The 22,756-nt window shown below is 64.2% G+C and carries 18 protein-coding genes and 4 tRNA genes; 20 read left to right on the top strand and 2 right to left on the bottom strand.

Translation table 11 applies throughout. From position 1 onward, the window contains the following. The first annotated feature begins 139 nt into the window (after nt 1–139). From AC5O5R_RS19715 to AC5O5R_RS19625, 19 genes are all read left to right on the top strand, one after another. Nucleotides 140–904, top strand: coding sequence for a class I SAM-dependent methyltransferase (locus tag AC5O5R_RS19715; RefSeq protein ID WP_494514655.1), 765 nt, complete (start codon nt 140–142; stop codon nt 902–904). Between the two features lie 54 nt (nt 905–958). Further along, a complete protein-coding gene (leuB, locus tag AC5O5R_RS19710; protein WP_172218601.1) occupies nt 959–2,041 on the top strand; it encodes a 3-isopropylmalate dehydrogenase in 1,083 nt (360 codons plus the stop codon). A 63-nt stretch (nt 2,042–2,104) separates the two neighbouring features. Then, nucleotides 2,105–3,217: an aspartate-semialdehyde dehydrogenase gene (gene asd, locus AC5O5R_RS19705; protein ID WP_172218599.1), complete on the top strand. Its 1,113-nt coding sequence runs from the start codon at nt 2,105–2,107 to the stop codon at nt 3,215–3,217. 159 nt (nt 3,218–3,376) lie between these two features. Further along, nucleotides 3,377–4,381: an aspartate-semialdehyde dehydrogenase gene (locus AC5O5R_RS19700; protein WP_172218597.1), complete on the top strand. Its 1,005-nt coding sequence runs from the start codon at nt 3,377–3,379 to the stop codon at nt 4,379–4,381. Nucleotides 4,382–4,452: 71 nt separating this feature from the next. Further along, nucleotides 4,453–7,191: a FimV/HubP family polar landmark protein gene (locus tag AC5O5R_RS19695; protein WP_172218595.1), complete on the top strand. Its 2,739-nt coding sequence runs from the start codon at nt 4,453–4,455 to the stop codon at nt 7,189–7,191. Nucleotides 7,192–7,286: 95 nt separating this feature from the next. After that, nucleotides 7,287–8,147 carry a tRNA pseudouridine(38-40) synthase TruA gene (truA, locus tag AC5O5R_RS19690; RefSeq protein WP_172218593.1) on the top strand — a complete coding sequence of 287 codons (861 nt, stop codon included), beginning with the start codon at nt 7,287–7,289 and terminating at the stop codon, nt 8,145–8,147. 62 nt (nt 8,148–8,209) lie between these two features. After that, entirely contained in the window at nt 8,210–8,830 is a 621-nt protein-coding gene (locus AC5O5R_RS19685; RefSeq protein WP_172218591.1) for a phosphoribosylanthranilate isomerase, read from the top strand. Between the two features lie 215 nt (nt 8,831–9,045). After that, complete coding sequence (gene accD / locus AC5O5R_RS19680) at nt 9,046–9,939, top strand: acetyl-CoA carboxylase, carboxyltransferase subunit beta (protein ID WP_172218589.1); 894 nt, start codon at nt 9,046–9,048, stop codon at nt 9,937–9,939. Then, on the top strand, nt 9,939–11,246 hold the full coding sequence (gene folC / locus AC5O5R_RS19675) for a bifunctional tetrahydrofolate synthase/dihydrofolate synthase (protein ID WP_172218588.1): 1,308 nt from the start codon (nt 9,939–9,941) through the stop codon (nt 11,244–11,246). The genes accD and folC overlap by 1 nt, the downstream gene beginning before the upstream one ends. Beyond that, entirely contained in the window at nt 11,230–11,880 is a 651-nt protein-coding gene (locus tag AC5O5R_RS19670; RefSeq protein ID WP_172218587.1) for an SPOR domain-containing protein, read from the top strand. The genes folC and AC5O5R_RS19670 overlap by 17 nt, the downstream gene beginning before the upstream one ends. A gap of 244 nt (nt 11,881–12,124) precedes the next feature. After that, complete coding sequence (locus AC5O5R_RS19665; protein WP_172218586.1) at nt 12,125–12,682, top strand: CvpA family protein; 558 nt, start codon at nt 12,125–12,127, stop codon at nt 12,680–12,682. Nucleotides 12,683–12,724: 42 nt separating this feature from the next. Next, on the top strand, nt 12,725–14,230 hold the full coding sequence (gene purF, locus AC5O5R_RS19660) for an amidophosphoribosyltransferase (protein WP_172218585.1): 1,506 nt from the start codon (nt 12,725–12,727) through the stop codon (nt 14,228–14,230). Nucleotides 14,231–14,246: 16 nt separating this feature from the next. Continuing rightward, on the top strand, nt 14,247–15,458 hold the full coding sequence (locus AC5O5R_RS19655) for an O-succinylhomoserine sulfhydrylase (RefSeq protein WP_172218584.1): 1,212 nt from the start codon (nt 14,247–14,249) through the stop codon (nt 15,456–15,458). Next, nucleotides 15,458–16,228 carry an SDR family oxidoreductase gene (locus tag AC5O5R_RS19650; RefSeq protein WP_172218583.1) on the top strand — a complete coding sequence of 257 codons (771 nt, stop codon included), beginning with the start codon at nt 15,458–15,460 and terminating at the stop codon, nt 16,226–16,228. Before AC5O5R_RS19655 ends, AC5O5R_RS19650 begins: the two co-directional genes overlap by 1 nt. A gap of 115 nt (nt 16,229–16,343) precedes the next feature. Continuing rightward, nucleotides 16,344–16,419, top strand: a tRNA-Val gene (locus AC5O5R_RS19645). A 65-nt stretch (nt 16,420–16,484) separates the two neighbouring features. Next, a tRNA-Asp gene (locus AC5O5R_RS19640) sits at nt 16,485–16,561 on the top strand. 100 nt (nt 16,562–16,661) lie between these two features. Next, nucleotides 16,662–16,738: transfer RNA gene (locus AC5O5R_RS19635), tRNA-Asp, on the top strand. Between the two features lie 141 nt (nt 16,739–16,879). After that, nucleotides 16,880–16,956: transfer RNA gene (locus tag AC5O5R_RS19630), tRNA-Asp, on the top strand. 201 nt (nt 16,957–17,157) lie between these two features. Then, a complete protein-coding gene (locus tag AC5O5R_RS19625) occupies nt 17,158–17,985 on the top strand; it encodes a DUF2242 domain-containing protein (protein WP_494514654.1) in 828 nt (275 codons plus the stop codon). A gap of 248 nt (nt 17,986–18,233) precedes the next feature. Here AC5O5R_RS19625 and AC5O5R_RS19620 read toward each other — a convergent pair whose 3' ends face one another. Then, nucleotides 18,234–19,274, bottom strand: coding sequence for an AraC family transcriptional regulator (locus tag AC5O5R_RS19620; RefSeq protein ID WP_172218578.1), 1,041 nt, complete (start codon nt 19,272–19,274; stop codon nt 18,234–18,236). A 4-nt stretch (nt 19,275–19,278) separates the two neighbouring features. After that, on the bottom strand, nt 19,279–20,397 hold the full coding sequence (locus tag AC5O5R_RS19615; RefSeq protein ID WP_494514653.1) for a nitrilase-related carbon-nitrogen hydrolase: 1,119 nt from the start codon (nt 20,395–20,397) through the stop codon (nt 19,279–19,281). Nucleotides 20,398–20,664: 267 nt separating this feature from the next. On the opposite strand from AC5O5R_RS19615, the gene AC5O5R_RS19610 reads away from it, so the two are divergent. Beyond that, a complete protein-coding gene (locus AC5O5R_RS19610) occupies nt 20,665–22,701 on the top strand; it encodes an NADPH-dependent 2,4-dienoyl-CoA reductase (RefSeq protein ID WP_172286664.1) in 2,037 nt (678 codons plus the stop codon). Nucleotides 22,702–22,756: the final 55 nt, after the last annotated feature.

The following is a 22,756-nucleotide window of genomic DNA, read 5'->3' as shown; positions in this document are numbered from 1 at the left end:
CTGGCTGTGCCGGCCTCTTCGCGGGTAAACCCGCTCCCCCAGGAATACAACAGGTCTTAATACTGTGGGTTCTTTGTGGGAGCTGGCTTGCCGGCGATAGGGCCGACACAGGCAACAAAAAATACCAAAGGATTTAGCCATGACCAGCACCCAGCACACCGATGTGGTCCAGCGCCAGTTCGGCGAACAGGCCAGCGCCTACCTCAGCAGCGCCGTGCACGCCCAGGGCAGTGAATTTGCCCTGCTGCAAGCCGAGCTGGCAGGCCAGGGCCATGCCCGCGTGCTGGACCTGGGCTGCGGTGCCGGTCATGTCAGCTTCCACGTCGCCCCGCTGGTCGCCGAAGTGGTCGCCTACGACCTCTCGCAAGCCATGCTCGACGTGGTCGCCAGCGCCGCCAGCGAGCGCGGCCTGGCCAATATCACCACCGAGCGCGGCGCGGCCGAGCGCCTGCCGTTCGCCGATGGCGCGTTCGACTTCGTCTTCAGCCGCTACTCCGCCCACCACTGGAGCGACCTGGGCCTGGCCCTGCGCGAAGTGCGTCGGGTGCTCAAGCCTGGTGGCGTGGCGGCGTTCATCGATGTGATGTCACCCGGCAGCCCGCTGCTCGACACCTACCTGCAAACGGTCGAAGTGCTGCGCGACACCAGCCACGTGCGCGACTACTCCGCCGCCCAATGGCAGCGCCAGGTCAGCGAAGCCGGCCTGCATGTGCGCAGTCACACCCGCCAGCCGTTGCGCCTTGAGTGGAGCACCTGGGTCGAGCGCATGCGTACGCCCGAGCCGATGCGCGTGGCCATTCGCCAATTGCAGCAAGCGATGGGTGAAGAAGTACGGCAGTATTACCAGATCGAGGCCGATGGCTCGTTCAGCACCGACGTGCTGGTGTTGTGGGCAGAGCGTTAAGAACCTTTCGGTGGGGCCCGCATGGCCGCACCGCGTGAATGAATAGAGGAAAGCATGAGCAAGCAGATTCTGATTCTCCCAGGTGATGGTATCGGCCCGGAAATCATGGCCGAAGCGGTCAAGGTGCTGGACCTGGCCAATGACAAGTTCCAGCTCGGTTTCAACCTGCAGCACGACGTGATCGGCGGCGCTGCCATTGACAAGCACGGCGTGCCGCTGGCCGACGAAACCCTGGAGCGTGCGCGCAAGGCCGATGCCGTGCTGCTGGGCGCCGTGGGTGGGCCGAAGTGGGACAAGATCGAGCGTGATATCCGCCCGGAGCGCGGCCTGCTGAAAATCCGTTCGCAACTGGGTCTGTTCGCCAACCTGCGCCCGGCCATCCTCTACCCGCAACTGGCCGATGCCTCGTCGCTGAAGCCGGAAATCGTCGCCGGCCTGGACATCCTCATCGTCCGCGAGCTGACCGGCGGCATCTACTTTGGTGCCCCGCGTGGCCAGCGCGAGCTGGAAGGTGGCGAGCGCCAGGCTTATGACACCCTGCCGTACAGCGAAAGCGAAGTGCGCCGCATTGCCCGTGTCGGCTTCGACATGGCCCGGGTACGTGGCAAGAAGCTGTGCTCGGTGGACAAGGCCAACGTCCTGGCTTCCAGCCAGCTGTGGCGTGAAGTGGTCGAAGAGGTGGCCAAGGACTACCCGGATGTCGAGCTGAGCCACATGTACGTCGACAACGCTGCCATGCAGCTGGTACGTGCACCCAAGCAGTTCGACGTGATGGTGACCGACAACATGTTCGGTGACATTCTGTCGGATGAAGCTTCCATGCTGACCGGTTCCATCGGCATGCTGCCTTCGGCGTCGCTGGATGCCGACAACAAGGGCATGTACGAGCCGTGCCACGGCTCGGCGCCGGACATCGCCGGCCTTGGCATCGCCAACCCGCTGGCGACCATCCTGTCGGTGTCGATGATGCTGCGCTACAGCTTCAACCAGACGGCTGCCGCCGATGCCATCGAGAAGGCGGTAAGCCTGGTCCTGGACCAGGGCCTGCGCACCGGCGACATCTTCTCGGAAGGCTGCCGTAAAGTAGGTACGCAGGAAATGGGCGACGCAGTAGTCGCAGCGCTGCGGAATCTGTAATCTCTCTGGCCCGCCACCCCAAATTCCTGGTGGCGGCCCACTTTTAGCAAAGGTGTAGTTGCGATGAAACGTGTAGGTCTGATCGGTTGGCGCGGTATGGTCGGTTCCGTGCTCATGCAGCGGATGCTGGAGGAGCAGGATTTCGACCTCATCGAGCCGGTGTTCTTCACTACTTCCAATGTCGGTGGCCAAGGCCCCAACGTCGGCAAGGATACAGCGCCGCTCAAGGACGCTTATTCGATTGAAGAACTCAAGACCCTCGACGTGATCCTGACCTGCCAGGGCGGCGACTACACCAACGAGGTGTTCCCCAAGCTGCGTGAAGCCGGTTGGCAGGGCTACTGGATCGACGCTGCTTCGTCCCTGCGCATGCAGGATGACGCAGTGATCATCCTCGACCCGGTCAACCGCAAGGTCATCGACCAGCAGCTGGACGCCGGTACCAGGAATTACATCGGCGGCAACTGCACCGTCAGCCTGATGCTGATGGGCCTGGGCGGCCTGTTCGAAGCCGGCCTGGTCGAGTGGATGAGCGCCATGACCTACCAGGCAGCTTCGGGTGCCGGTGCGCAGAACATGCGCGAGCTGATCAAGCAGATGGGCGCCACCCACGCGGCCGTCGCCGAAGACCTGGCCAACCCGGCCAGCGCCATCCTCGACATCGACCGCAAGGTGGCCGAAGCGATGCGCAGCGAGGCGTACCCGACCGAGAACTTCGGTGTGCCGCTGGCGGGCAGCCTGATCCCTTGGATCGACAAGGAGCTGCCAAACGGCCAGAGCCGCGAAGAATGGAAGGCCCAGGCCGAGACCAACAAGATCCTCGGCCGCTTCAAGAGCCCGATCCCGGTCGATGGTATCTGCGTGCGCATCGGCGCCATGCGTTGCCATAGCCAGGCGCTGACCATCAAGCTGAACAAGGACGTGCCGATCGCCGATATCGAAGGCATGATCAGCCAGCACAACCCTTGGGTGAAGCTGGTGCCGAACCAGCGTGAAATCAGCATGCAGGAACTGAGCCCGACCAACGTCACCGGTACCCTGAACGTACCGGTTGGCCGTTTGCGCAAGCTGAACATGGGTTCGCAGTACCTGGGTGCGTTCACCGTGGGCGACCAGCTGCTGTGGGGTGCCGCCGAACCGCTGCGCCGCATGCTGCGGATCCTGCTGGAGCGTTGATCGTTCTGCTGTGACCGAAAACCCGTGCTGGCGACAGCGCGGGTTTTTTTATATCCGCAAATGTTCATCGAGGCCGATACGAGAAGCGCATAGACGGCATTGGCCTCGCCCCAACAATCCGAGTAAAGTGCCGCTCCCGTTTCGCCAGAGGCAGCCCGCATGAACCCAACATTCGATATCGCCGTCGTCGGCGCCACCGGCAGCGTCGGTGAAACCCTGGTACAGGTCCTCGAAGAACTGGCGTTCCCGGTCGGCACCCTGCACCTGCTGGCCAGCATGGAATCGGCAGGCAGCAGCGTCATGTTCGCCGGCAAAAAGCTCAAGGTGCGTGAAGTCGACAGCTTCGACTTCGCCCAGGTCAAGCTGGCCTTCTTCGCCACCGGCGCCGCTGTCAGCCGCAGCTTCGCCGGCAAGGCGCTGCAGGCCGGCTGCTCGGTCATCGACCTGTCCGGTGGCCTGGACGATGCCCTGGCACTGGTGCCCGAAGCCAACGCCGAACGCCTGGCCGGCCTGGCACTGCCGGCACGCATTGTCAGCCCATGCTCGGCCGCCGTTGCCCTGGCCGTGGCGCTGGCGCCGCTTAAAAGCCTGCTGGACATCGAGCGGGTGCAGGTGATGGCCGCGCTGGCGGTGTCTGCACAAGGCCGCGAAGCGGTCAGCGAACTTGCCCGGCAAACCGCCGAACTGCTCAATGCCCGCCCGCTTGAGCCGCGTTTCTTCGACCGTCAGGTGGCGTTCAACCTGCTGGCCCAGGTCGGCGCAGCCGATGAGCAGGGCCACACGCTGCTGGAGCGCCGCCTGGTCAGCGAGCTGCGCGTGCTGCTGGACTTGCCTGAGCTGAAGATTTCCGTGAGCTGCGTTCAAGTCCCGGTGTTTTTCGGCGATAGCTTCAGTGTGGCCGTAGAAAGCCGTCGCCCGGTCGACCTGGACGCCGTCAACCAGGCCCTGGAGGCGGCTGACAGCCTCGAGCTGGTGGAGCGTGATGATTATCCGACCCCGGTAGGTGACGCAGTGGGCCAAGACGTGGTCTATGTTGGTCGTGTACGTCACGGTGTTGATGAAGACCAGCAGCTCAACCTCTGGCTCACCACCGACAACGTGCGCAAAGGCGCCGCGCTCAATGCCGTGCAAGTGGCACAATTGTTGATTAAACACATGCCGTAAAAGATACTGGCGAGCATATTTGTCCTGCTCCGCATGCAGGTTTCGGGACGATTCATACAAGGGAAGAGGTCATGCTTCGAATTCGCAAACTGGTTCTGGCCATGGCTGCAGCATCCGCGCTGTCGTCTGGCATGGCGAATGCCCTGGGCTTGGGGGAGCTGACCCTGAAGTCGGCACAGAATCAGCCGCTGGACGCCGAGATCGAATTGCTCGACGTGCGCGACCTCAAGGCGGCCGAAGTAGCGCCGAGCCTGGCGCCCCCGGAAGAGTTCAGCAAGGCCGGGGTGGCGTTTCCGACCTACCTCGAAGACCTGACCTTCACACCAGTGATCAACCCCAACGGCAGAAGCGTGCTGCGGGTGACCTCCAGCCAACCGCTGCCGGGGCCAGTGGTCAAATTCCTGGTCCAGGTAATGTGGCCGCAAGGCCGTCTGCTGCGTGACTACAGCGTACTGCTCGACCAGGCCAGGGCCCAGGGCGACAAGCAGGCGGCCGGCAACGTTGCCTCGGCGGTCACCGGTGCCAGCAGTTACACCACCCAGCGCCGCGACACCTTGTGGCAGATTGCCGCGCGCAACACCCAGGGTGGCTCGATCCAGCAGACCATGATCGCCATCCAGGCGCTGAACCCGGACGCATTCATCGGCAACAACATCAACCAGCTGAAGGTTGGCCAGGTACTGCGCCTGCCCGACCAGCAGCAGGTCCAGAACATCGCGCAGGGAGAGGCCAACAGCGAGGTGGCCGAACAGTATGCCGCCTGGCGTGAAGGCCGCCGCCTGGGCCCGCGTGCCCGCCAGCTGGACGCCACCCGCCGTGGCGCCGCCGAGGCCGCGCCGTCGGTTATCGCCCAAGGTGACAACCTGCGCCTGGTCAGCCCGGGCAACCAGGCCAGTGGCGGTCAGACCAAAGCCCTCAGCGACAAGCTGGCCTTGGCCCAGGAAAGTCTGGACACCAGCCGCCGTGACAACGAAGAACTGCAAAGCCGCATGTCCGACCTGCAGAGCCAGCTGGACAAGCTGCAGCGTCTGATCGAGCTGAAAAACAACCAGCTCGCGCGCCTCGAAGGGCAGGGCGCAGCCACCCCGGCAACGGCTGCCGCTGCTGTGAGCCAGCCAGCCGCCGCTGCGCAGCCTTCGGTCGAGCCAGCGCCCGCTGCCGTCGACACCGCGCCCGAGTCGGCACCTGCTGCCGCGCCAGCGCCTGCCAGCCAGCCGGACAGCGCACTCCAGCAGATCCTCGGCAACCCGTGGCTGCTCTGGCTGATTGCCGGTTCTACCCTTCTGGTACTGGCCCTGCTGCTGTGGCTGCTGGCGCGCAAGCGCAAGGCCCAGCAAGAGGCCGAGAAACACTTGCGGATGGCGCGGGCACTGGAAGAAGAGCAAGGCACGGGCTTTGACACCGATACCGATAGCCTTGATGGCGTTGAAGTCTCGGAGCCCAGCGTCACCCTGTCGCCAGCCGTGGTGGCCGCGTCGGCCGCCGCTGCCGTTGCTGCAGAAAAAGCGGCTGCGCCAGTCGCCGAACCGCTGCCCGAGCCTGAAACAGATCCGTACCCCGGTTTGCTGGCGGAGGTCGATCAATGCCTGGCCGAAGGCCGCCTGAACCGCGCTACCGAGCTGCTGGAGCCCGCCGTGGCCGCAGCGCCGCAGCGTGATGACCTGCGCCTGAAGCTGATGGACGTGTACGCCCGCCAAGGTGACCAGAGCGCGTTCGTCGAGCAGGAGCGCAAGCTGCCGGCAACCGAGCAGAATGCTGCAGAAGTCGCCGGGCTGAAGGAACGCTACCCGGCGATGCTCAGCCTGGCCGCAGCCGGCCTGGGTGCGGCGGCGCTGGCTGCCGAAATGGATGAGCAGTACGTGCAGGGCCTGCTGCAGGATCAGCCTGAAGCGCCAGCGGTGGCTGACGTTGTGCCTGAAGAAGTGCCGGAATTCGAGCCCGAGCCGGATGTTGTAGCGCAAGCGGAGCCTGAGGCAGCACTCGAGCCGGAGGCTGAACTGGATGCCTTCGACGAAGTGTCGACCCTCGATGAGCCAGGCCTGGACGAGCAGGACCTGGACAGCGCCTTTGACTTGAGCCTGGGTGAAGACCTGCCCGAAGAGGACCCGCTGGCAGCACCGCTGCTGGACGAGCCGCTGGCGCAGGCGCCCGAGCCCGACGAACCGGTACTGGATGAGCCTTCGCTGGAAGAGGCGCAGCCTGAAGAAGAACCGTTTGCCGTGGACGCCGAGCTGCAGGCTGAGGCCGATGCAGACTTCGAGGCCATGCTGGCCCAGGCCGAGCCCCAGCCTGCTGTGGACCTGTCCGATTTCGACCTCGATATCACCGAGCCTGTCACCCCGGCTGCCCCGCAAGCAGTGGCAGAGACCCCGGTGGATGTCGCTGCGGAGCTGGATGCCTTCGACAGCGTGCCGGCGTTCGACCCGATCTCCGATTTCGACCTGCCGTCAGACTTCGACCTGTCGTTGTCGCTGGAAGATGACTCGCCAGCCGCCAAGAGCTTCGCTTCGGAGCTGGACGACGTCAACGCCGAGCTGGACAAACTGTCGCAGAGCCTCGAGTCGCCGTCGCTGGAGCCGCACTTCACCAGCGAGGATGCGGCTGCACAGCCGGAGCCAGAGCCGCTGGACGACCTCGACTTCGACTTCTTCTCCGGCAGTGATGAAGTGGCCACCAAGCTCGACCTGGCCCGTGCCTATATCGACATGGGTGACAACCAGGGCGCGCGCGACATCCTTGATGAGGTAGTCAAGGACGGCGACGACACCCAGCGTCAGGAAGCCGAGGACATGTTGTCTCGACTGGTCTGATCGAGGTCCTGGAACGCGATACACCTTCAACGGCAGCCCTACGCGGCTGCCGTTGTCGTTATAATCCCCGCCATTCCGTACACCCCACAGGTTTCATGCTCTTGGACATCATCGACAGCGCCGCCACCGAATCTGCGGCCGAAGGCTACTCCCGTATCGCCCTGGGCGTGGAATACAAGGGCGCGCGTTACCGCGGCTGGCAGCGCCAGGCCAGCGGTGTGCCGAGCGTGCAGCAAGCGCTGGAGCAGGCGCTGTCCACGGTGGCCAACGAGCCAATCGCGGTGGTCTGCGCCGGGCGTACCGATGCCGGCGTACACGGCTGCGGGCAGATCGTGCACTTCGACACCCGCGCCGTGCGCGACGAACGCGCCTGGACCATGGGCACCAACTTCAACCTGCCGCACGACATCAGCGTGGTCTGGTCGCGGCCGATGTCGGCCGACTTCCATGCCCGCTTCAAGGCCTGTGCCCGGCGCTACCGCTACGTCATCTACAACGACCCGATCCGCCCGGCGCACCTGGCCGAGGAAGTTACCTGGAACCACCGTCCACTGGACGTCGAGCGCATGGCCGAAGCCGCGCAGTTCCTGCTCGGCACCCACGACTTCAGCGCCTTCCGCGCCAGCCAGTGCCAGGCCAAGTCGCCAATCAAGCACATTTACCACCTGCGCGTTACCCGCCATGGCCAGATGATCGTGCTGGACGTGCGCGCCACCGCCTTCCTGCACCACATGGTGCGCAACATTGCCGGGGTGCTGATGGCCATTGGTGCCGGCGAGCGCCCGGTTACCTGGGCGCGCGAGGTGCTGGAAGGGCGCAACCGCAGCGAAGGCGGGGTGACCGCACATCCTTACGGGCTGTATCTGGTGCAGGTGGAGTACCCGGAGGAGTTCGCGCTGCCCCAGCGTTACATTGGCCCACACTTTCTGACCGGTTTCGAGGCGTTGGCTGACTGACGGGCGCTAAAGTCATTTGCTAACATCCGGCCTTTCACCGTAACCAGCAGGGTTCGCTGTCCATGAGCAATGTACGCACCAAGATTTGCGGGATCACCCGCATCGAGGACGCACTGGCCGCTGCCGAAGCGGGTGCCGATGCCATCGGCTTCGTCTTCTATGCCAGGAGCCCCCGGGCTGTGGACGTGCTCCAGGCTCGGGCGATCATCGCCGAGCTGCCGCCGTTCGTGACCACGGTCGGGCTGTTCGTCAACGCCACGCGTTGCGAGCTGAACGAGATCCTCGAAGTGGTGCCGCTGGACCTGCTACAGTTCCACGGCGATGAAGCCCCGCAGGACTGCGAGGGTTTCCACCGCCCCTGGATCAAGGCCTTGCGCGTACGCCCGGGCGACGACCTGGAAGCAGCCTGCAAAACCTATTCGGGTGCCCGCGGTATTTTGCTGGACACCTACGTGAAGGGCGTACCCGGGGGAACCGGTGAAGCCTTCGACTGGTCATTGGTGCCGGCGCGCCTGAGCAAGCCAGTCATCCTCGCCGGCGGGCTGTCGGCCGATAACGTCGGTCGGGCCATTGCCCAGGTGCAGCCTTACGCGGTGGATGTCAGCGGCGGCGTCGAACAGGCCAAGGGCATCAAGGATGCGGCTAAAATCGAAGCCTTCATGCGTGCGGTGAAACAGGCGTGATGGCAGATGTGACGGCTGGCTGCGCGCCATCGTCCATAACTTTCGCAGCCCTGCGCGGCAGTCGTCAGTACATCTGACGGCAAAACAACACATTAGCGCTGGAGTGGCGCGCGGGAAGTCTCGCGGCCGGTCCAGCAACGTTCCATAAGATTTTGAGCTCAAGGGCAGGGCCGGCGACACCGGTCCCCCGCCTGCCAATACTGGAGAAAGAAAGCATGAGCAACTGGTTAGTCGACAAACTGATCCCTTCGATCATGCGTTCCGAGGTGAAGAAGAGCTCGGTGCCAGAAGGCCTGTGGCACAAGTGCCCGGCCTGCGAGGCCGTGCTGTATCGTCCGGAGCTGGAAAAGACCCTGGATGTCTGCCCCAAGTGCAACCACCACATGCGCATCGGTGCACGCGCGCGTATCGACATCTTCCTCGACGCCGAAGGCCGTGCCGAGCTGGGCGCTGACCTGGAGCCGGTCGACCGCCTGAAGTTCCGTGATGGCAAGAAGTACAAGGACCGCCTGACCGGCGCGCAAAAGCAGACCGGCGAGAAAGACGCGCTGATCTCCATGAGCGGCACCCTGATGGGCATGCCGATCGTGGTCAGCGCCTTCGAGTTCTCGTTCATGGGGGGTTCCATGGGCGCCATCGTCGGCGAGCGTTTCGTGCGTGCTGCCAACTACGCGCTGGAAAACCGCTGCCCGATGATCTGCTTCTCCGCCTCTGGCGGTGCACGCATGCAGGAAGCGCTGATCTCGCTGATGCAGATGGCCAAGACCTCTGCCGTGCTGGCGCGCTTGCGCGAGGAAGGCATCCCGTTCATCTCGGTGCTGACCGACCCGGTGTACGGCGGTGTTTCCGCCAGCCTGGCAATGCTCGGCGACGTTATCGTCGGTGAGCCGAAGGCACTGATCGGCTTCGCCGGCCCGCGGGTGATCGAGCAGACCGTGCGCGAGAAGCTGCCAGAAGGCTTCCAGCGCAGCGAGTTCCTGCTGGAGCACGGCGCCATCGACCTGATCATCTCCCGTGGCGAACTGCGCCCGCGTCTGGCCCGCCTGCTGGCGCAGATGACCGGCCAGGAAACCCCGGAGCAAGCGCGTGAGGCGGCTGCCGTCGCGTGATGAAACAACGATCCCTGGGCGAATGGCTCGCCTACCTCGAGCAATTGCACCCCTCGGCCATCGACATGGGCCTGGAGCGGTCGCAGAAGGTGCTTGCCCGGCTGGCGCTGGGCAAGCTGGCGCCACGCGTGGTGACGGTAACCGGCACCAACGGCAAGGGTTCCACCTGCGCCTTCGTAGCCTCGCTGTTGCGTGCCCAGGGGCTGAAGGTTGGCGTGTACAGCTCGCCGCACCTGTTGCGTTACAACGAACGGGTGCTGATCGAGGGTCAAGAGGCCAGCGATCAGCAACTGTGCGACGCCTTTGCCGCCGTCGAGGCGGCGCGGGGCGAAATTTCCCTGACCTACTTCGAGATGGGCACTCTGGCCGCGTTCTGGTTGTTCTACCAGTCGCAGCTGGATGCCGTGGTGCTGGAAGTGGGCCTTGGTGGTCGCCTGGACACCGTCAATGTGGTGGATGCCGACCTGGCACTGGTGACCAGTATCGGCGTCGACCATGTCGATTACCTGGGCGATACCCGCGAACGGGTGGCCTTCGAGAAGGCCGGCATCTTCCGCCAGGGCAAGCCTGCGTTGTGCGGTGACCTGGATCCGCCGCAGCCGTTGCTGGACAAGGCTGCCGACCTGGCCGCGCCGTTGTTCCTGCGCGGGCGTGATTTCGACCTGAGCAGCACCGATGGCAGCTGGAGCTGGCGCGGCACTGCAGCCGATGGCGCGCAAGTCGAACTAGGCGGCCTGCCGCTGCTCGATCTGCCCATGGAAAACGCTACCCTGGCTTTGCAGGCTTACCTGTTGATGGGCCTGCCTTGGGACGCAGGGCAGGTTCGCCAGGCGCTGCTGGATACCCGCATCACCGGTCGCCTCGACCGCCGTGTGCTGAGCTGGCAGGGCAAGCGGGTGGAGCTGCTGCTGGATGTGGGGCATAACCCCCATGCTGCGCAGTACCTGGCCCGACGCCTGGCAGCCCGGCCGCTCAAGGGGCGCCGCCTGGCGGTGTTCGGCCTGCTGGCGGACAAGGACCTGGGCGGTGTTGTCGCGCCGCTGCAGGGTCTGGTCGACCACTGGGCCGTGGCGCCGCTGGATACCCCGCGTAGCCGCCCGGCTGCAGAACTGGCTACGGCCTTGACGAACCTCGGCGCCGCAGTGAAGTCTTATGCCAGTGTCGACGCCGCCCTTGAGGGGCAATGCGCGCAGGCGACGGCGGATGACCAGATCCTGCTGTTCGGTTCGTTTTTCTGTGTTGCCCAGGCGCTGGAATGGCTGGAGCGGCACGCCCATGAGGGTGGAGTAGATGGCAGTGCTGGATAAAGGGATTAAACAGCGCATGGTGGGTGCGCTGGTGCTGGTGGCGCTGGCGGTGATTTTCCTGCCCATGCTGTTCACCCGCGAGGACGAGATGCGCCAGGTGCACGTCGAGGCCCCGCAGGCACCGGCCATGCCCAGCTTGCCGGAAGTGAAGGTAGAGCCGGTCGCCGTGCCTGAGCCACAGGTGATTCCGGAAGAACCGCAACCGGCGCCGGTGGTGGTCAACGAGTCGACGGCACCGGCCAGCCCCCCCAGCCAGCCGATCACGCCGTCGCCGCAGGCTCAGGCCCAGGCCCAGGCCCAGGCCCAGGCCCAACCGGTCAAGCCGCAGGCGTCGGCACCTGCAGCTAAAGTCGAGGCCAAGGCTGCAGCGCCCTCGAAGATCGATGTCAATGGCTTGCCGGTCAGCTGGTCTATCCAGTTGGCCAGCCTGTCCAACCGTGCAGGGGCAGAAAAACTCCAGCAGACCTTGCGTAGCCAGGGTTACAACGCCTATATCCGTTCGGCGGGTGGCATGAACCGGGTGTACGTCGGGCCGCTGATCGAGCGGGCCGAGGCCGAGCGCGTGCGTGATGCGGTCAACCGCCAGAACAGTCTCAAGGGCTTTGTCGTGCGCTTCCAGCCCGAGCGCAGCTGATAGCCGCGGGGCGGCTATGCCGCCCATCACCGGCAAGCCAGCTCCCACCTCGACCGCATCGGCCTCAAGTCATGTGCAATCCCGGTGGAAGCAGCTGTTTTCCCCTGATTCCAGAAGCTTGCGCGATCCCTGTCGGAGCTGGCTTGCCGGCGATGAAGCAAACACCAATCCAGCTGACATTCCGCTTACTCCCAGCCCTGCGCTCTGGTAAAATGCGCCGCCTCAAACGTCTGCAGGCAGCACCGTGGCATTTACCCTGGTTGATTGGGCGATCATCGCGATCATCGCCGTCTCCACACTGATCAGTCTCAAGCGCGGCTTCGTCAAAGAGGCTTTGTCCTTGCTCATCTGGATCATTGCCGGTGCGGTTGCCTGGATGTTCGGCGGTTCGCTCTCGGTGTATCTTGAGAGCTATATCCAGACGCCATCGATGCGCGTCATCGCTGGCTGCGCCATTCTTTTCGTCGCCACCTTGCTGGTGGGGGCCATGGTCAACTTCCTGGTCGGCGAGCTGATCCGCGTGACCGGATTGTCCGGCACCGATCGTTTCCTGGGCATGGCATTCGGTGCCGCGCGCGGGGCTTTGCTGGTGGTGGTGGCCATAGGCCTGATCAGCCTGGGGCCGGTGCAACAAGATACCTGGTGGCAGGAATCACGCCTGATACCACAATTTCTCCTGGTCGCCGACTGGTCGAAAAACCTGATCCTGGGTTTTACCGGCCAATGGACGCCCGGTGGACTGATCAGCGCTCCCGCTGATCTTCCGTTCAAGGAACAGTTGCTCGGGCCTGCTAAGCCCTGAGCGCTATTCACTCAAGTTTCGTCAAAGTAGGGGTTGCGTCGCATGTGTGGCATCGTCGGTATCGTCGGTAAGTCGAACGTCAATCAGGCGCTGTATGACGCGCTTACGGTCCTCCAGCACCGCGGCCAGGACGCTGCCGGTATCGTGACCAGCCATGACGGCCGGTTGTTCCTGCGCAAGGATAATGGCCTGGTGCGCGATGTGTTCCAGCAGCGCCACATGCAGCGCCTGGTCGGCAGCATCGGCATCGGCCACGTGCGCTACCCGACTGCGGGCAGCTCGACCTCGGCCGAGGCCCAGCCGTTCTATGTCAACTCTCCGTATGGCATCACCCTGGCACACAACGGCAACCTGACCAACGTCGAGCAGCTGGCCAAGGAGATCTACGAGTCCGACCTGCGCCACGTCAACACCAACTCCGACTCGGAAGTGCTGCTGAACGTGTTCGCCCATGAGCTGGCGGTGCGCGGCAAGCTGCAGCCCACCGAGGAAGACGTATTCGCTGCAGTTTCCCACGTGCACAGCCGCTGCGTCGGCGGTTACGCCGTGGTGGCGATGATCACCGGCTACGGCATCGTCGGTTTCCGTGACCCTAACGGCATCCGCCCGGTGGTGTTCGGCCAGCGCCACACCGACGAAGGCGTGGAGTACATGATCGCCTCCGAAAGCGTGGCCCTCGACGTGCTCGGCTTTACCCTGATCCGCGACCTGGCCCCGGGCGAAGCGGTGTACATCACCGAAGGCGGCCAGCTGTTCACCAAGCAGTGCGCCGAAGCGCCAAAACTGCAGCCGTGCATCTTCGAGCACGTGTACCTGGCGCGCCCGGACTCGATCATCGATGGCATCTCGGTGTACAAGGCCCGTCTGCGCATGGGTGAAAAGCTGGCCGACAAGATCATGCGCGAGCGCCCCGAGCATGATATCGACGTGGTTATCCCGATCCCGGACACCAGCCGCACGGCCGCGCTGGAGCTGGCCAATCGCCTGGGCGTGAAGTTCCGCGAAGGCTTCGTCAAGAACCGCTACATCGGCCGTACCTTCATCATGCCCGGCCAGGCCGCGCGCAAGAAATCGGTGCGCCAGAAGCTCAACGCCATCGAGCTGGAATTCCGCGGCAAGAACGTGATGCTGGTGGACGACTCGATCGTGCGCGGCACCACCTGCAAGCAGATCATCCAGATGGCCCGTGAAGCTGGCGCCAAGAATGTCTACTTCTGCTCCGCAGCCCCGGCTGTACGCTACCCCAACGTCTACGGCATCGACATGCCGAGTGTTCACGAACTGATCGCCCACAACCGTACCACCGACCAGGTGGCCGAGTTGATCGGCGCCGACTGGCTGATCTACCAGGACCTCCCGGACCTGATCGATTCGGTCGGTGGCGGCAAGATCAAGATCGATCACTTCGATTGCGCGGTATTCAACGGTGAGTACGTCACCGGCGATATCGACGAAGCCTACCTCGAGCGTATCGAGCAGGCCCGTAATGACCTGGCCAAGGTCAAGCACCAGGCGGTCAGCGCGATCATCGACCTCTACAACAACTGATTCAGGGAGCGACGGCATGACGGATCAATGGGATGCCGGGCGACTGGACAGCGACCTCGAGGGTGTCGGATTCGACACCCTGGCGGTACGCGCCGGTCAAAACCGTACACCGGAGGGCGAGCACAGCGAAGCGCTGTTCCTGACCTCCAGCTATGTGTTCCGCACGGCAGCCGATGCTGCTGCGCGCTTTGCCGGTGAAACGCCGGGCAACGTCTACTCGCGCTACACCAACCCGTCCGTACGCGCCTTCGAGGAGCGGCTGGCGGCCATGGAAGGCGCCGAGCAGGCCGTGGGCACCTCCACCGGCATGGCGGCGATTCTGGCCGTGGTGATGTCGCTGTGCAGTGCCGGCGACCATGTGCTGGTGTCGCAAAGCGTCTTCGGCTCGACCATCAGCCTGTTCGAAAAATACTTCAAGCGCTTCGGCCTGCAGGTGGACTATGTGCCTCTGGTCGACCTCGGTGGCTGGGAACAGGCCATAAAAGCCAATACCAAGCTGCTGATCGTCGAGTCGCCATCCAATCCGCTGGCCGAGCTGGTCGATATCACCGCCCTCAGCGAAATTGCCCATGCTCGTGGGGCCATGCTGGTGGTCGACAACTGTTTCAGCACCCCGGCGCTGCAGCAGCCGCTGAAACTGGGCGCCGACATCGTGTTCCATTCGGCCACCAAGTTCATCGACGGCCAGGGTCGCTGCATGGGCGGCGTGGTTGCCGGCCGTGCCGAGCAGATGAAAGAAGTGGTGGGCTTCCTGCGTACCGCAGGCCCCACCCTCAGCCCATTCAACGCCTGGATCTTCACCAAGGGGCTTGAAACCCTGCGCTTGCGCATGCGCGCGCACTGCGAAAGCGCCCAGGCGCTGGCTGAATGGCTGGAGCAGCAGGATGGCGTGGAAAAGGTGCATTACGCCGGCCTGCCGAGCCACCCGCAGCACGAACTGGCCAAGCGCCAGATGAGTGGTTTTGGTGCGGTGGTCAGCTTCGAGGTCAAGGGTGGCAAGGAAGGCGCCTGGCGCTTCATCGACGCTACCCGGGTAATTTCGATCACCACCAACCTGGGTGACAGCAAGACCACCATCGCCCACCCGGCTACCACCTCCCACGGCCGCCTGTCGCCGCAGGAGCGAGAAGCCGCAGGTATCCGCGACAGCCTGATCCGCGTTGCCGTGGGCCTGGAAGACGTGGCCGACCTGCAGGCCGACCTGGCGCGTGGGCTGGCCGCGCTGTGATGGAGATCGGCGGCGCTGTGCCCGGCCACAACGGCCGGGTAGCCTTGGTAACCGGTGCCGCCCGCGGCATCGGCTTGGGCATTGCCGCGTGGCTGATCTGCGAAGGCTGGCAGGTGGTGCTCAGCGACCTTGATCGCTCGCGTGGTGCCAAGGCGGCCAAGGCCCTGGGCGACAATGCCTGGTTCATCACCATGGATGTCGCCGACGAGGCCCAGGTCAGCGCCGGGGTCTCCGAGGTGTTGGGCCAGTTTGGACGCCTGGACGCGCTGGTGTGCAACGCGGCCATCGCCAACCCGCACAACCAGACCCTCGAAAGCCTCAGCCTGGCGCAGTGGAACCGCGTGCTGGCGGTCAATCTCAACGGCCCGATGCTGCTGGCCAAGCATTGTGCGCCGTACCTGCGTGCGCACAATGGGGCGATCGTCAACCTGACGTCTACCCGGGCGCGCCAGTCCGAGCCTGACACCGAAGCCTATGCGGCGAGCAAGGGCGGCCTGGTGGCCTTGACCCATGCGCTGGCCATGAGCCTGGCCCCGGAGATCCGCGTCAATGCGGTGAGCCCGGGCTGGATCGACGCCCGCGACCCGTCACAGCGCCGTGCCGAGCCGTTGACCGAAGCCGACCATGCCCAGCACCCCACGGGCAGGGTAGGGACCGTCGAAGATGTAGCGGCCATGGTGGCCTGGCTGTTGTCGCGTCAGGCGGCTTTTGTCACCGGCCAGGAGTTTGTGGTCGATGGCGGCATGACCCGCAAGATGATCTACACCTGAGCGTGATGCTCTGCCCTGTCTTTTTGAAAAAAATTCAATGGGGCTATTGACTTAGATTCGCCACCTGCGTAAATTTCGCGGCCTCAGCGAAGCAAACGCAACAAGCAACATCGCGGGGTGATTAGCTCAGCCGGGAGAGCATCTGCCTTACAAGCAGAGGGTCGGCGGTTCGATCCCGTCATCACCCACCACTTCCTGAGAGTTCCTGGTGCAAACGGTTTCGCAAGAAGCTGAATGCCGGAGAGGAATGCACTGCGCAGCGGTAGTTCAGTCGGTTAGAATACCGGCCTGTCACGCCGGGGGTCGCGGGTTCGAGTCCCGTCCGCTGCGCCATTTTCAAGTAACAGATGGGTGCCTGGCACCGGTCTGAAGCCACAAGGCAAATTGCCTTTGGCTGATCCCAGTTTCAATCGGGCGCAAGCCTGAACGATACGCAGCGGTAGTTCAGTCGGTTAGAATACCGGCCTGTCACGCCGGGGGTCGCGGGTTCGAGTCCCGTCCGCTGCGCCATCTTCGTTTCAAGGTCCCTAGAACACCTTGAAGCACACACAGAGGAAGCGATCACGTCATCGCTTTTTTTGTGCCTGCCCTGAGGCCACTGCGCCGGAAGGGTAGACCCAGGTTTCAATCGGGCGCAAGCCTGAATGATACGCAGCGGTAGTTCAGTCGGTTAGAATACCGGCCTGTCACGCCGGGGGTCGCGGGTTCGAGTCCCGTCCGCTGCGCCATCTTCGCCTCAAGGCCCCTTGAACGCCTTGAAGCTACGAAAAAAGCGACCTTCGGGTCGCTTTTTTCGTTTCTGCACCTGGCGATCCTTTGTCTTTACCCGGATTTACACCAACCTGACAGGTTCTTCACCGACCAGCGGTTCCTGTGCCTGCCTGCTGTGTTGCACAATAGGCACCTTCTCGACATACCCGGAATTCGCAATGACCAGATCTTCCGTCTTTGGTGCGCTCGGGCTGGCCCTGGTGCTGGCGGGGGTGAGCGGTTGCTCTTCGAAAAAGGCCGCCGTCTACGAGCACGAGAACTTCGATGACTCGGGCACCTACTCGCGCAGCTTTCCGGTGAGCGACGCCGGCTCTTGCGAGGCCGCCCGGCGTGCCTTGCTCAGCCAGGGCTACATCATCACCAACAGCGGCGCCAACCAGGTGGTGGGTAACAAGAGCTTTCAGCAGAACAGCGACAATCACCTGCAGATCAGCTTCAACGTCACCTGCGCACCGGACGCGAGTGACGAGCAGCGCTCGACCATGTTCGCCAACGCCCTGCAGGATCGCTACGCGCTGAAAAAGTCCAACACCTCTGCCAGCCTGGGTGTGGGGGTGCTCGGTTCGGTGTCGATGCCGATCGGCTCCAGTGACGACTCGATGGTCAAGGTGGCCAGCGAGACGGTGACGGCGGCGCAGTTCTATGACCGCTATTTCGCTTTGGTGGAGAGCTACCTGCCCAAGCCGAAGAAAGTGGACAAGCCCAAGGCCGAGGCGCCCAAGGCCGAAAAGCCGACCGTGACCCTCGGCCTGCCCGAGCAGGCTGTTGCGGCTCCAGCTCCAGCTCCAGCTCCGGCTCCAGCCCCAGCCCCAGCCCCTGAAGCGGCACCGGTGCCTGAGGCTGCTGCACCGGCCACTGAGGCGGTAGCGGCGCCAGTAGTGGATGACAGCCAAGGCTCGCAGCCTGTGGCGCCGCCCGCGGATGCGGCGCCGATTCAGGTACAGCAAGACGCGCAGCCTGCCGAAGCCGCTTCCCCCTCTCTTTGATCGACCGGTGCGGAACGTACACAACTTCTGTAACAGACGCGCGGCGATAACTTCCGGAACACCTGCTACGTTTACCACTCATAAGCTTGTCATCATTTCTTCACCCTACCTGCTTAGGTTGAAGGCGATACCGACCAAGATAAATGAGCAAGAGGACGCAGGGCCATGGATGAATACCAGGAAGAACTACTCGAAACCCAGGCTTACGAACTGGACACCCCGGAACCGGCTGACGACGCCACCGAGCTTTAGCCCGCCCGCCGCTGGCTGCGGCGGAACTCCCCCGGCGTAAGGCCCGTCCAGCGCTTGAACGCGCGCTGGAACGCCTCGGCCGACGCAAACCCCAACAGATAGGCAATTTCGCCGAAGGCCAGCTCCGTATCGCGGATGTAGGTTTCGGCGAGGTCGCGCCGTGTCTCGCTGAGCAAGTCGCGAAACCGCGTGCCTTCCTCGGCCAGCCTGCGGCGTAGCGTCCAGGTCGGCAGTTGCAGGTGCAGCGCCACTTCTTCCAGGTCCGGTTCACGGCCACCATGCAGCAGCGGGCCCAGCAGGTGCGTGATGCGCTCACCCAGGCTGCGCACCCGTGTGCGCTGCTGCAACTCGCCCTCGCAAAGTTGAAGCAGGTGCTGCCAGGTGCTCGGGCAATGCCGTGGGTTGGCCAGCTGCAGCGTAGCCTGGCTCAGGCGTAGCTGGTTGCCGTCGGCATTGAACTGCACGGGTGAGCTGCACAGGGGCTGGTAACTGGCAACATAGGCGGGCGCGGCGAATTCTATTTCCAGGCGTTCGGCGTGCACCGGCGTACCGGCCAGGTCCGCAAGTTGTGCCAGCCAGCCAGCCAGCAGCGAGTCGACCACAAAGCGGTTGTAGGCGTTGTAAGGACTGATGGAGTAGAAGCGCAGCCAGGCACCGTGGGCATCTTCATGGAAGCTGGAGTGCCCACGGTAGTTGGCCGCATACAGCGGCTCGAAGCGCAGCAGGGTACGCGCCGCCTCGCCCAGGGTGGGCGCCTGGGCCGCAGTGACCCCGGCCAGGCCGGCATGCGCCAGGCGGCTCAGGCGCCCCATGTACAGGCCCAGCGCAGGCTCCCCGCACAGTTCGATGGCGGCGTGGCCCAGGTGCATGTAGCGGGGGATCGACAAGCGCGCGCCCGCTGTACCCAGACGTGCCGCGTCCAGGCCATAGCGGCGCAGCAGCGGCTCGGGGTCATGGCCCAGCTGGAGCAGGGCTTCGCTCAGCGGCTGGACAAAGCCGACCGACAGGTCGCCCAGGCGCACGCGGGGGCGGGGCATGGGCCTACAACCACAGGTTCAGCAGGCGGGCGCCGGGGCTTGGCGTACCCGCCAGCAACTCACCCGACTGGCGTGCAAAGCCCTGGCCATCACCGGCCTGCTCCCAGAACTGCCCCCGCATGAACACGCTGATGCTGCTGACGCTGGCTCCGGCTGCCTCGGTCAGACGTTGCCAGGCGGTGCGCTCGCTGACTTCACCGCGCTGCAAGGCAAGCCCGTTGCTGGCCTGCTGATGACGATTGCCACGCCACGGCGCGTCCCAGCTGCCCTTGCCGGACAGGAACACCGGGTTGGCAATCAGCTGTACCGACTGCTGTGCCAGCTGTTGGTGGTTCTGCGGGTACCAGCTGTCGCTGCCCACCAGCACGCCCAGGCGCCCGGCAGGGGTTTGCACGACCTGCAACGGGTGCTGGCGGCCATCGTGGACGTAGCGGCGCATTTCGCTGTCGGGGAACTGCTGGCGCTGGGGCTCTCCCAGCAGCGAGCCGTCACCGGCAAACACCACGCTGCTGTTGAACAGCGGGCCACGGCCGGCATGCAGTACGCCGTGTTTCACATAGGGCGCAGGCAGCACGATGGAGCCGGCTACCAAGGTAACGCCGAACTCCTTGGCCAGGCCGCCGAACAGTTGCTGGTAGTCCGCCGCCATCTGTTCGGCCTTCATGCGCAGGTGCGCATCGGCGCGCCAGTCGTCGCCGTCGCTGCCGAGCATGGCCAGGCCGTAGCGCAGCGGGTTGCTCAGCTCCAGCCATTGCAGGGCCTCGCGGCTTTGTGTCACCTGGTAAAGCTCGTTTTTCTCACCGCGCGCCCACAGCCAGGTGCCGATGTGCTCCGGCAGCACCACCACTGTGCGTGGGCTGACCAGCCCGTGGGCACGCGCCTGCTCCAGGTAAGCGGCCAGCTTGCGGTGCAGGCGCTGCAGGTTCTGGTAATCACTGGGGTAGAGCAGTGGCTCGACGCCCAGCAGGTTGCCGCGCTCACCTGGCACCCCATGGTTGAGTGCCAGCTCGATGCGCAGGTCGGACAGGTAGTGGCCTTCCGGGCGCTGCTGGGTCCAGAAGCCGTAGCCGCAAAGGGCGGCGATCATCACCAGCGCCAAGGCGCTTGCCAGGAGTTTTCGCATTGAACCGTGTCTATTTCAGTTGAAACCGTGACAAGGGTACGAGCAAACCGTCTGCCAGCGGAAGGTCATTTGTTCATAACCTGCTATCGACGCCACCAAGGATACCCCACCGGCACAATTGCGCGACCAGCTGTTCGATAGGGTCATGAACTTGTGAGTTAAGATCATTGAGCAGATTCAAACGGCTGTTTAATGTCGCTGACAGACAATCGACGGGGCCCGGTGAGGCACCCGCATTCCGTGATCACGCCACCTGGGGACCTTTCCATGGCCGCCGACCGCTACCCGCACCTGCTCGCACCGCTGGACCTGGGCTTCACCACCTTGCGTAACCGTACGCTCATGGGCTCGATGCATACCGGCCTGGAAGAACGCCCCGGTGGTTTCGAGCGCATGGCGGCGTATTTTGCCGAGCGCGCCCGTGGTGGCGTCGGCCTGATGGTGACCGGTGGTATCGCGCCCAACGATGAGGGTGGGGTGTACTCCGGTGCGGCCAAGCTCAGCACCGAAGAAGAGGCCGACAAGCACCGCATTGTCACCGAGGCGGTACATGCTGCCGATGGCAAGATCTGCCTGCAGATCCTGCATGCCGGGCGGTATGCCTACAGCCCGCGCCAAGTGGCGCCCAGTGCGCTCCAGGCACCGATCAACCCGTTCAAGCCCAAGGAGCTGGACGAAGCGGGCATCGAGAAGCAGATCGCCGACTTCGTCAATTGCGCGGTGCTGGCCCAGCGCGCGGGGTATGACGGCGTCGAGATCATGGGTTCGGAAGGCTACTTCATCAACCAGTTCCTCGCTGCCCATACCAATCACCGTACCGATCGCTGGGGCGGCAGTTATGCGAACCGCATGCGCCTGGCGGTGGAGATCGTCAGCCGGGTGCGTGGCGCGGTGGGGCCGAATTTCATCATCATCTTCCGCCTGTCGATGCTCGACCTGGTGGAGGGGGGCAGCACCTGGGACGAGATCGAGCTGCTGGCCAAGGCCATCGAGCAGGCTGGCGCGACCCTGATCAACACCGGCATCGGCTGGCACGAAGCGCGTATCCCGACCATCGCCACCAAGGTGCCGCGCGCGGCGTTCAGCAAAGTTACCGCCAAGCTGCGCGGCGTGGTGAGCATTCCGTTGATCACTACCAACCGCATCAACACCCCCGAGGTGGCCGAGGCGGTGCTGGCCGAGGGTGATGCGGACATGGTTTCGATGGCTCGGCCGTTCCTGGCCGACCCGGATTTCGTCAACAAGGCGGCCGCCGGCCGGGCTGATGACATCAACACCTGCATCGGCTGCAACCAGGCCTGTCTGGATCACACCTTCGGCGGCAAGCTGACCAGCTGCCTGGTCAACCCGCGTGCCTGCCATGAAACCGAACTCAACTACCTGCCTGTGCGGCAGGTGAAGCGTATTGCCGTGGTCGGCGCAGGCCCGGCCGGCCTGGCTGCGGCCACGGTGGCGGCCGAGCGTGGCCACACGGTGACCCTGTTTGACGCCGCCAGCGAAATCGGCGGGCAGTTCAACGTGGCCAAGCGCGTGCCGGGCAAGGAGGAATTCAATGAAACGCTGCGTTACTTCCGCAACAAGGTGGCCAGCACGGGCGTGAACCTGCGCCTGAATACCCGTGTCGACGTCCAGGCGCTGGTAGACGGTGGCTTTGACGAGATCATCCTGGCCACCGGTATCGCCCCACGCACCCCGGCCATTCCCGGGGTCGAGCATGCCAAGGTGCTGAGCTACCTGGATGTGCTTCTCGAGCGCAAGCCGGTGGGCAAGGCGGTTGCGGTGATTGGTGCGGGCGGCATCGGTTTTGACGTTTCCGAGTACCTGGTACACCAGGGCGTGGCCACCAGCCAGGACCGTGATGCGTTCTGGAAGGAGTGGGGCATCGATCGCCATCTTGAAGCGCGCGGTGGTGTGGCCGGGATCAAGGCCGAGCCGCATGCCCCGGCGCGTCAGGTATTCCTGCTGCAGCGCAAGAAATCCAAGGTGGGTGATGGCCTGGGCAAGACCACCGGCTGGATTCACCGGACCGGGCTGAAGAACAAGCGGGTGCAGATGCTGAGCAGTGTCGAATACCTGGGTATTGACGACGCCGGCTTGCATATTCGCGTGGCGGACGGCGAGCCGCAGGTGCTGCCGGTGGACAACGTGGTGATCTGCGCCGGGCAGGATCCCTTGCGCGAACTGCAGGAAGGGCTGGTGGCGCAGGGGCAGTCGGTGCACTTGATAGGCGGGGCTGATGTGGCGGCCGAACTGGATGCCAAGCGGGCGATCAATCAAGGGTCGAGACTGGCGGCTGAGCTTTGAGGATGCCGGGGCCGCTATGCGGCCCATCGCCGGCAAGCCAGCTCCCACAGGTGCC

Source organism: Pseudomonas sp. 8_5_2 (genome assembly GCF_059295255.1).
This window is presented reverse-complemented; position numbering and strand designations above follow the sequence as displayed.

Coding starts and splice junctions, on each gene's coding strand:
- AC5O5R_RS19715 (WP_494514655.1), top strand. CDS start 140: ATGACCAGCACCCAGCACACCGATGTGGTCCAGCGCCAGTTCGGCGAA.
- leuB (WP_172218601.1), top strand. CDS start 959: ATGAGCAAGCAGATTCTGATTCTCCCAGGTGATGGTATCGGCCCGGAA.
- asd (WP_172218599.1), top strand. CDS start 2,105: ATGAAACGTGTAGGTCTGATCGGTTGGCGCGGTATGGTCGGTTCCGTG.
- AC5O5R_RS19700 (WP_172218597.1), top strand. CDS start 3,377: ATGAACCCAACATTCGATATCGCCGTCGTCGGCGCCACCGGCAGCGTC.
- AC5O5R_RS19695 (WP_172218595.1), top strand. CDS start 4,453: ATGCTTCGAATTCGCAAACTGGTTCTGGCCATGGCTGCAGCATCCGCG.
- truA (WP_172218593.1), top strand. CDS start 7,287: ATGCTCTTGGACATCATCGACAGCGCCGCCACCGAATCTGCGGCCGAA.
- AC5O5R_RS19685 (WP_172218591.1), top strand. CDS start 8,210: ATGAGCAATGTACGCACCAAGATTTGCGGGATCACCCGCATCGAGGAC.
- accD (WP_172218589.1), top strand. CDS start 9,046: ATGAGCAACTGGTTAGTCGACAAACTGATCCCTTCGATCATGCGTTCC.
- folC (WP_172218588.1), top strand. CDS start 9,939: ATGAAACAACGATCCCTGGGCGAATGGCTCGCCTACCTCGAGCAATTG.
- AC5O5R_RS19670 (WP_172218587.1), top strand. CDS start 11,230: ATGGCAGTGCTGGATAAAGGGATTAAACAGCGCATGGTGGGTGCGCTG.
- purF (WP_172218585.1), top strand. CDS start 12,725: ATGTGTGGCATCGTCGGTATCGTCGGTAAGTCGAACGTCAATCAGGCG.
- AC5O5R_RS19655 (WP_172218584.1), top strand. CDS start 14,247: ATGACGGATCAATGGGATGCCGGGCGACTGGACAGCGACCTCGAGGGT.
- AC5O5R_RS19650 (WP_172218583.1), top strand. CDS start 15,458: ATGGAGATCGGCGGCGCTGTGCCCGGCCACAACGGCCGGGTAGCCTTG.
- AC5O5R_RS19625 (WP_494514654.1), top strand. CDS start 17,158: ATGACCAGATCTTCCGTCTTTGGTGCGCTCGGGCTGGCCCTGGTGCTG.
- AC5O5R_RS19620 (WP_172218578.1), bottom strand. CDS start 19,274: ATGCCCCGCCCCCGCGTGCGCCTGGGCGACCTGTCGGTCGGCTTTGTC.
- AC5O5R_RS19615 (WP_494514653.1), bottom strand. CDS start 20,397: ATGCGAAAACTCCTGGCAAGCGCCTTGGCGCTGGTGATGATCGCCGCC.
- AC5O5R_RS19610 (WP_172286664.1), top strand. CDS start 20,665: ATGGCCGCCGACCGCTACCCGCACCTGCTCGCACCGCTGGACCTGGGC.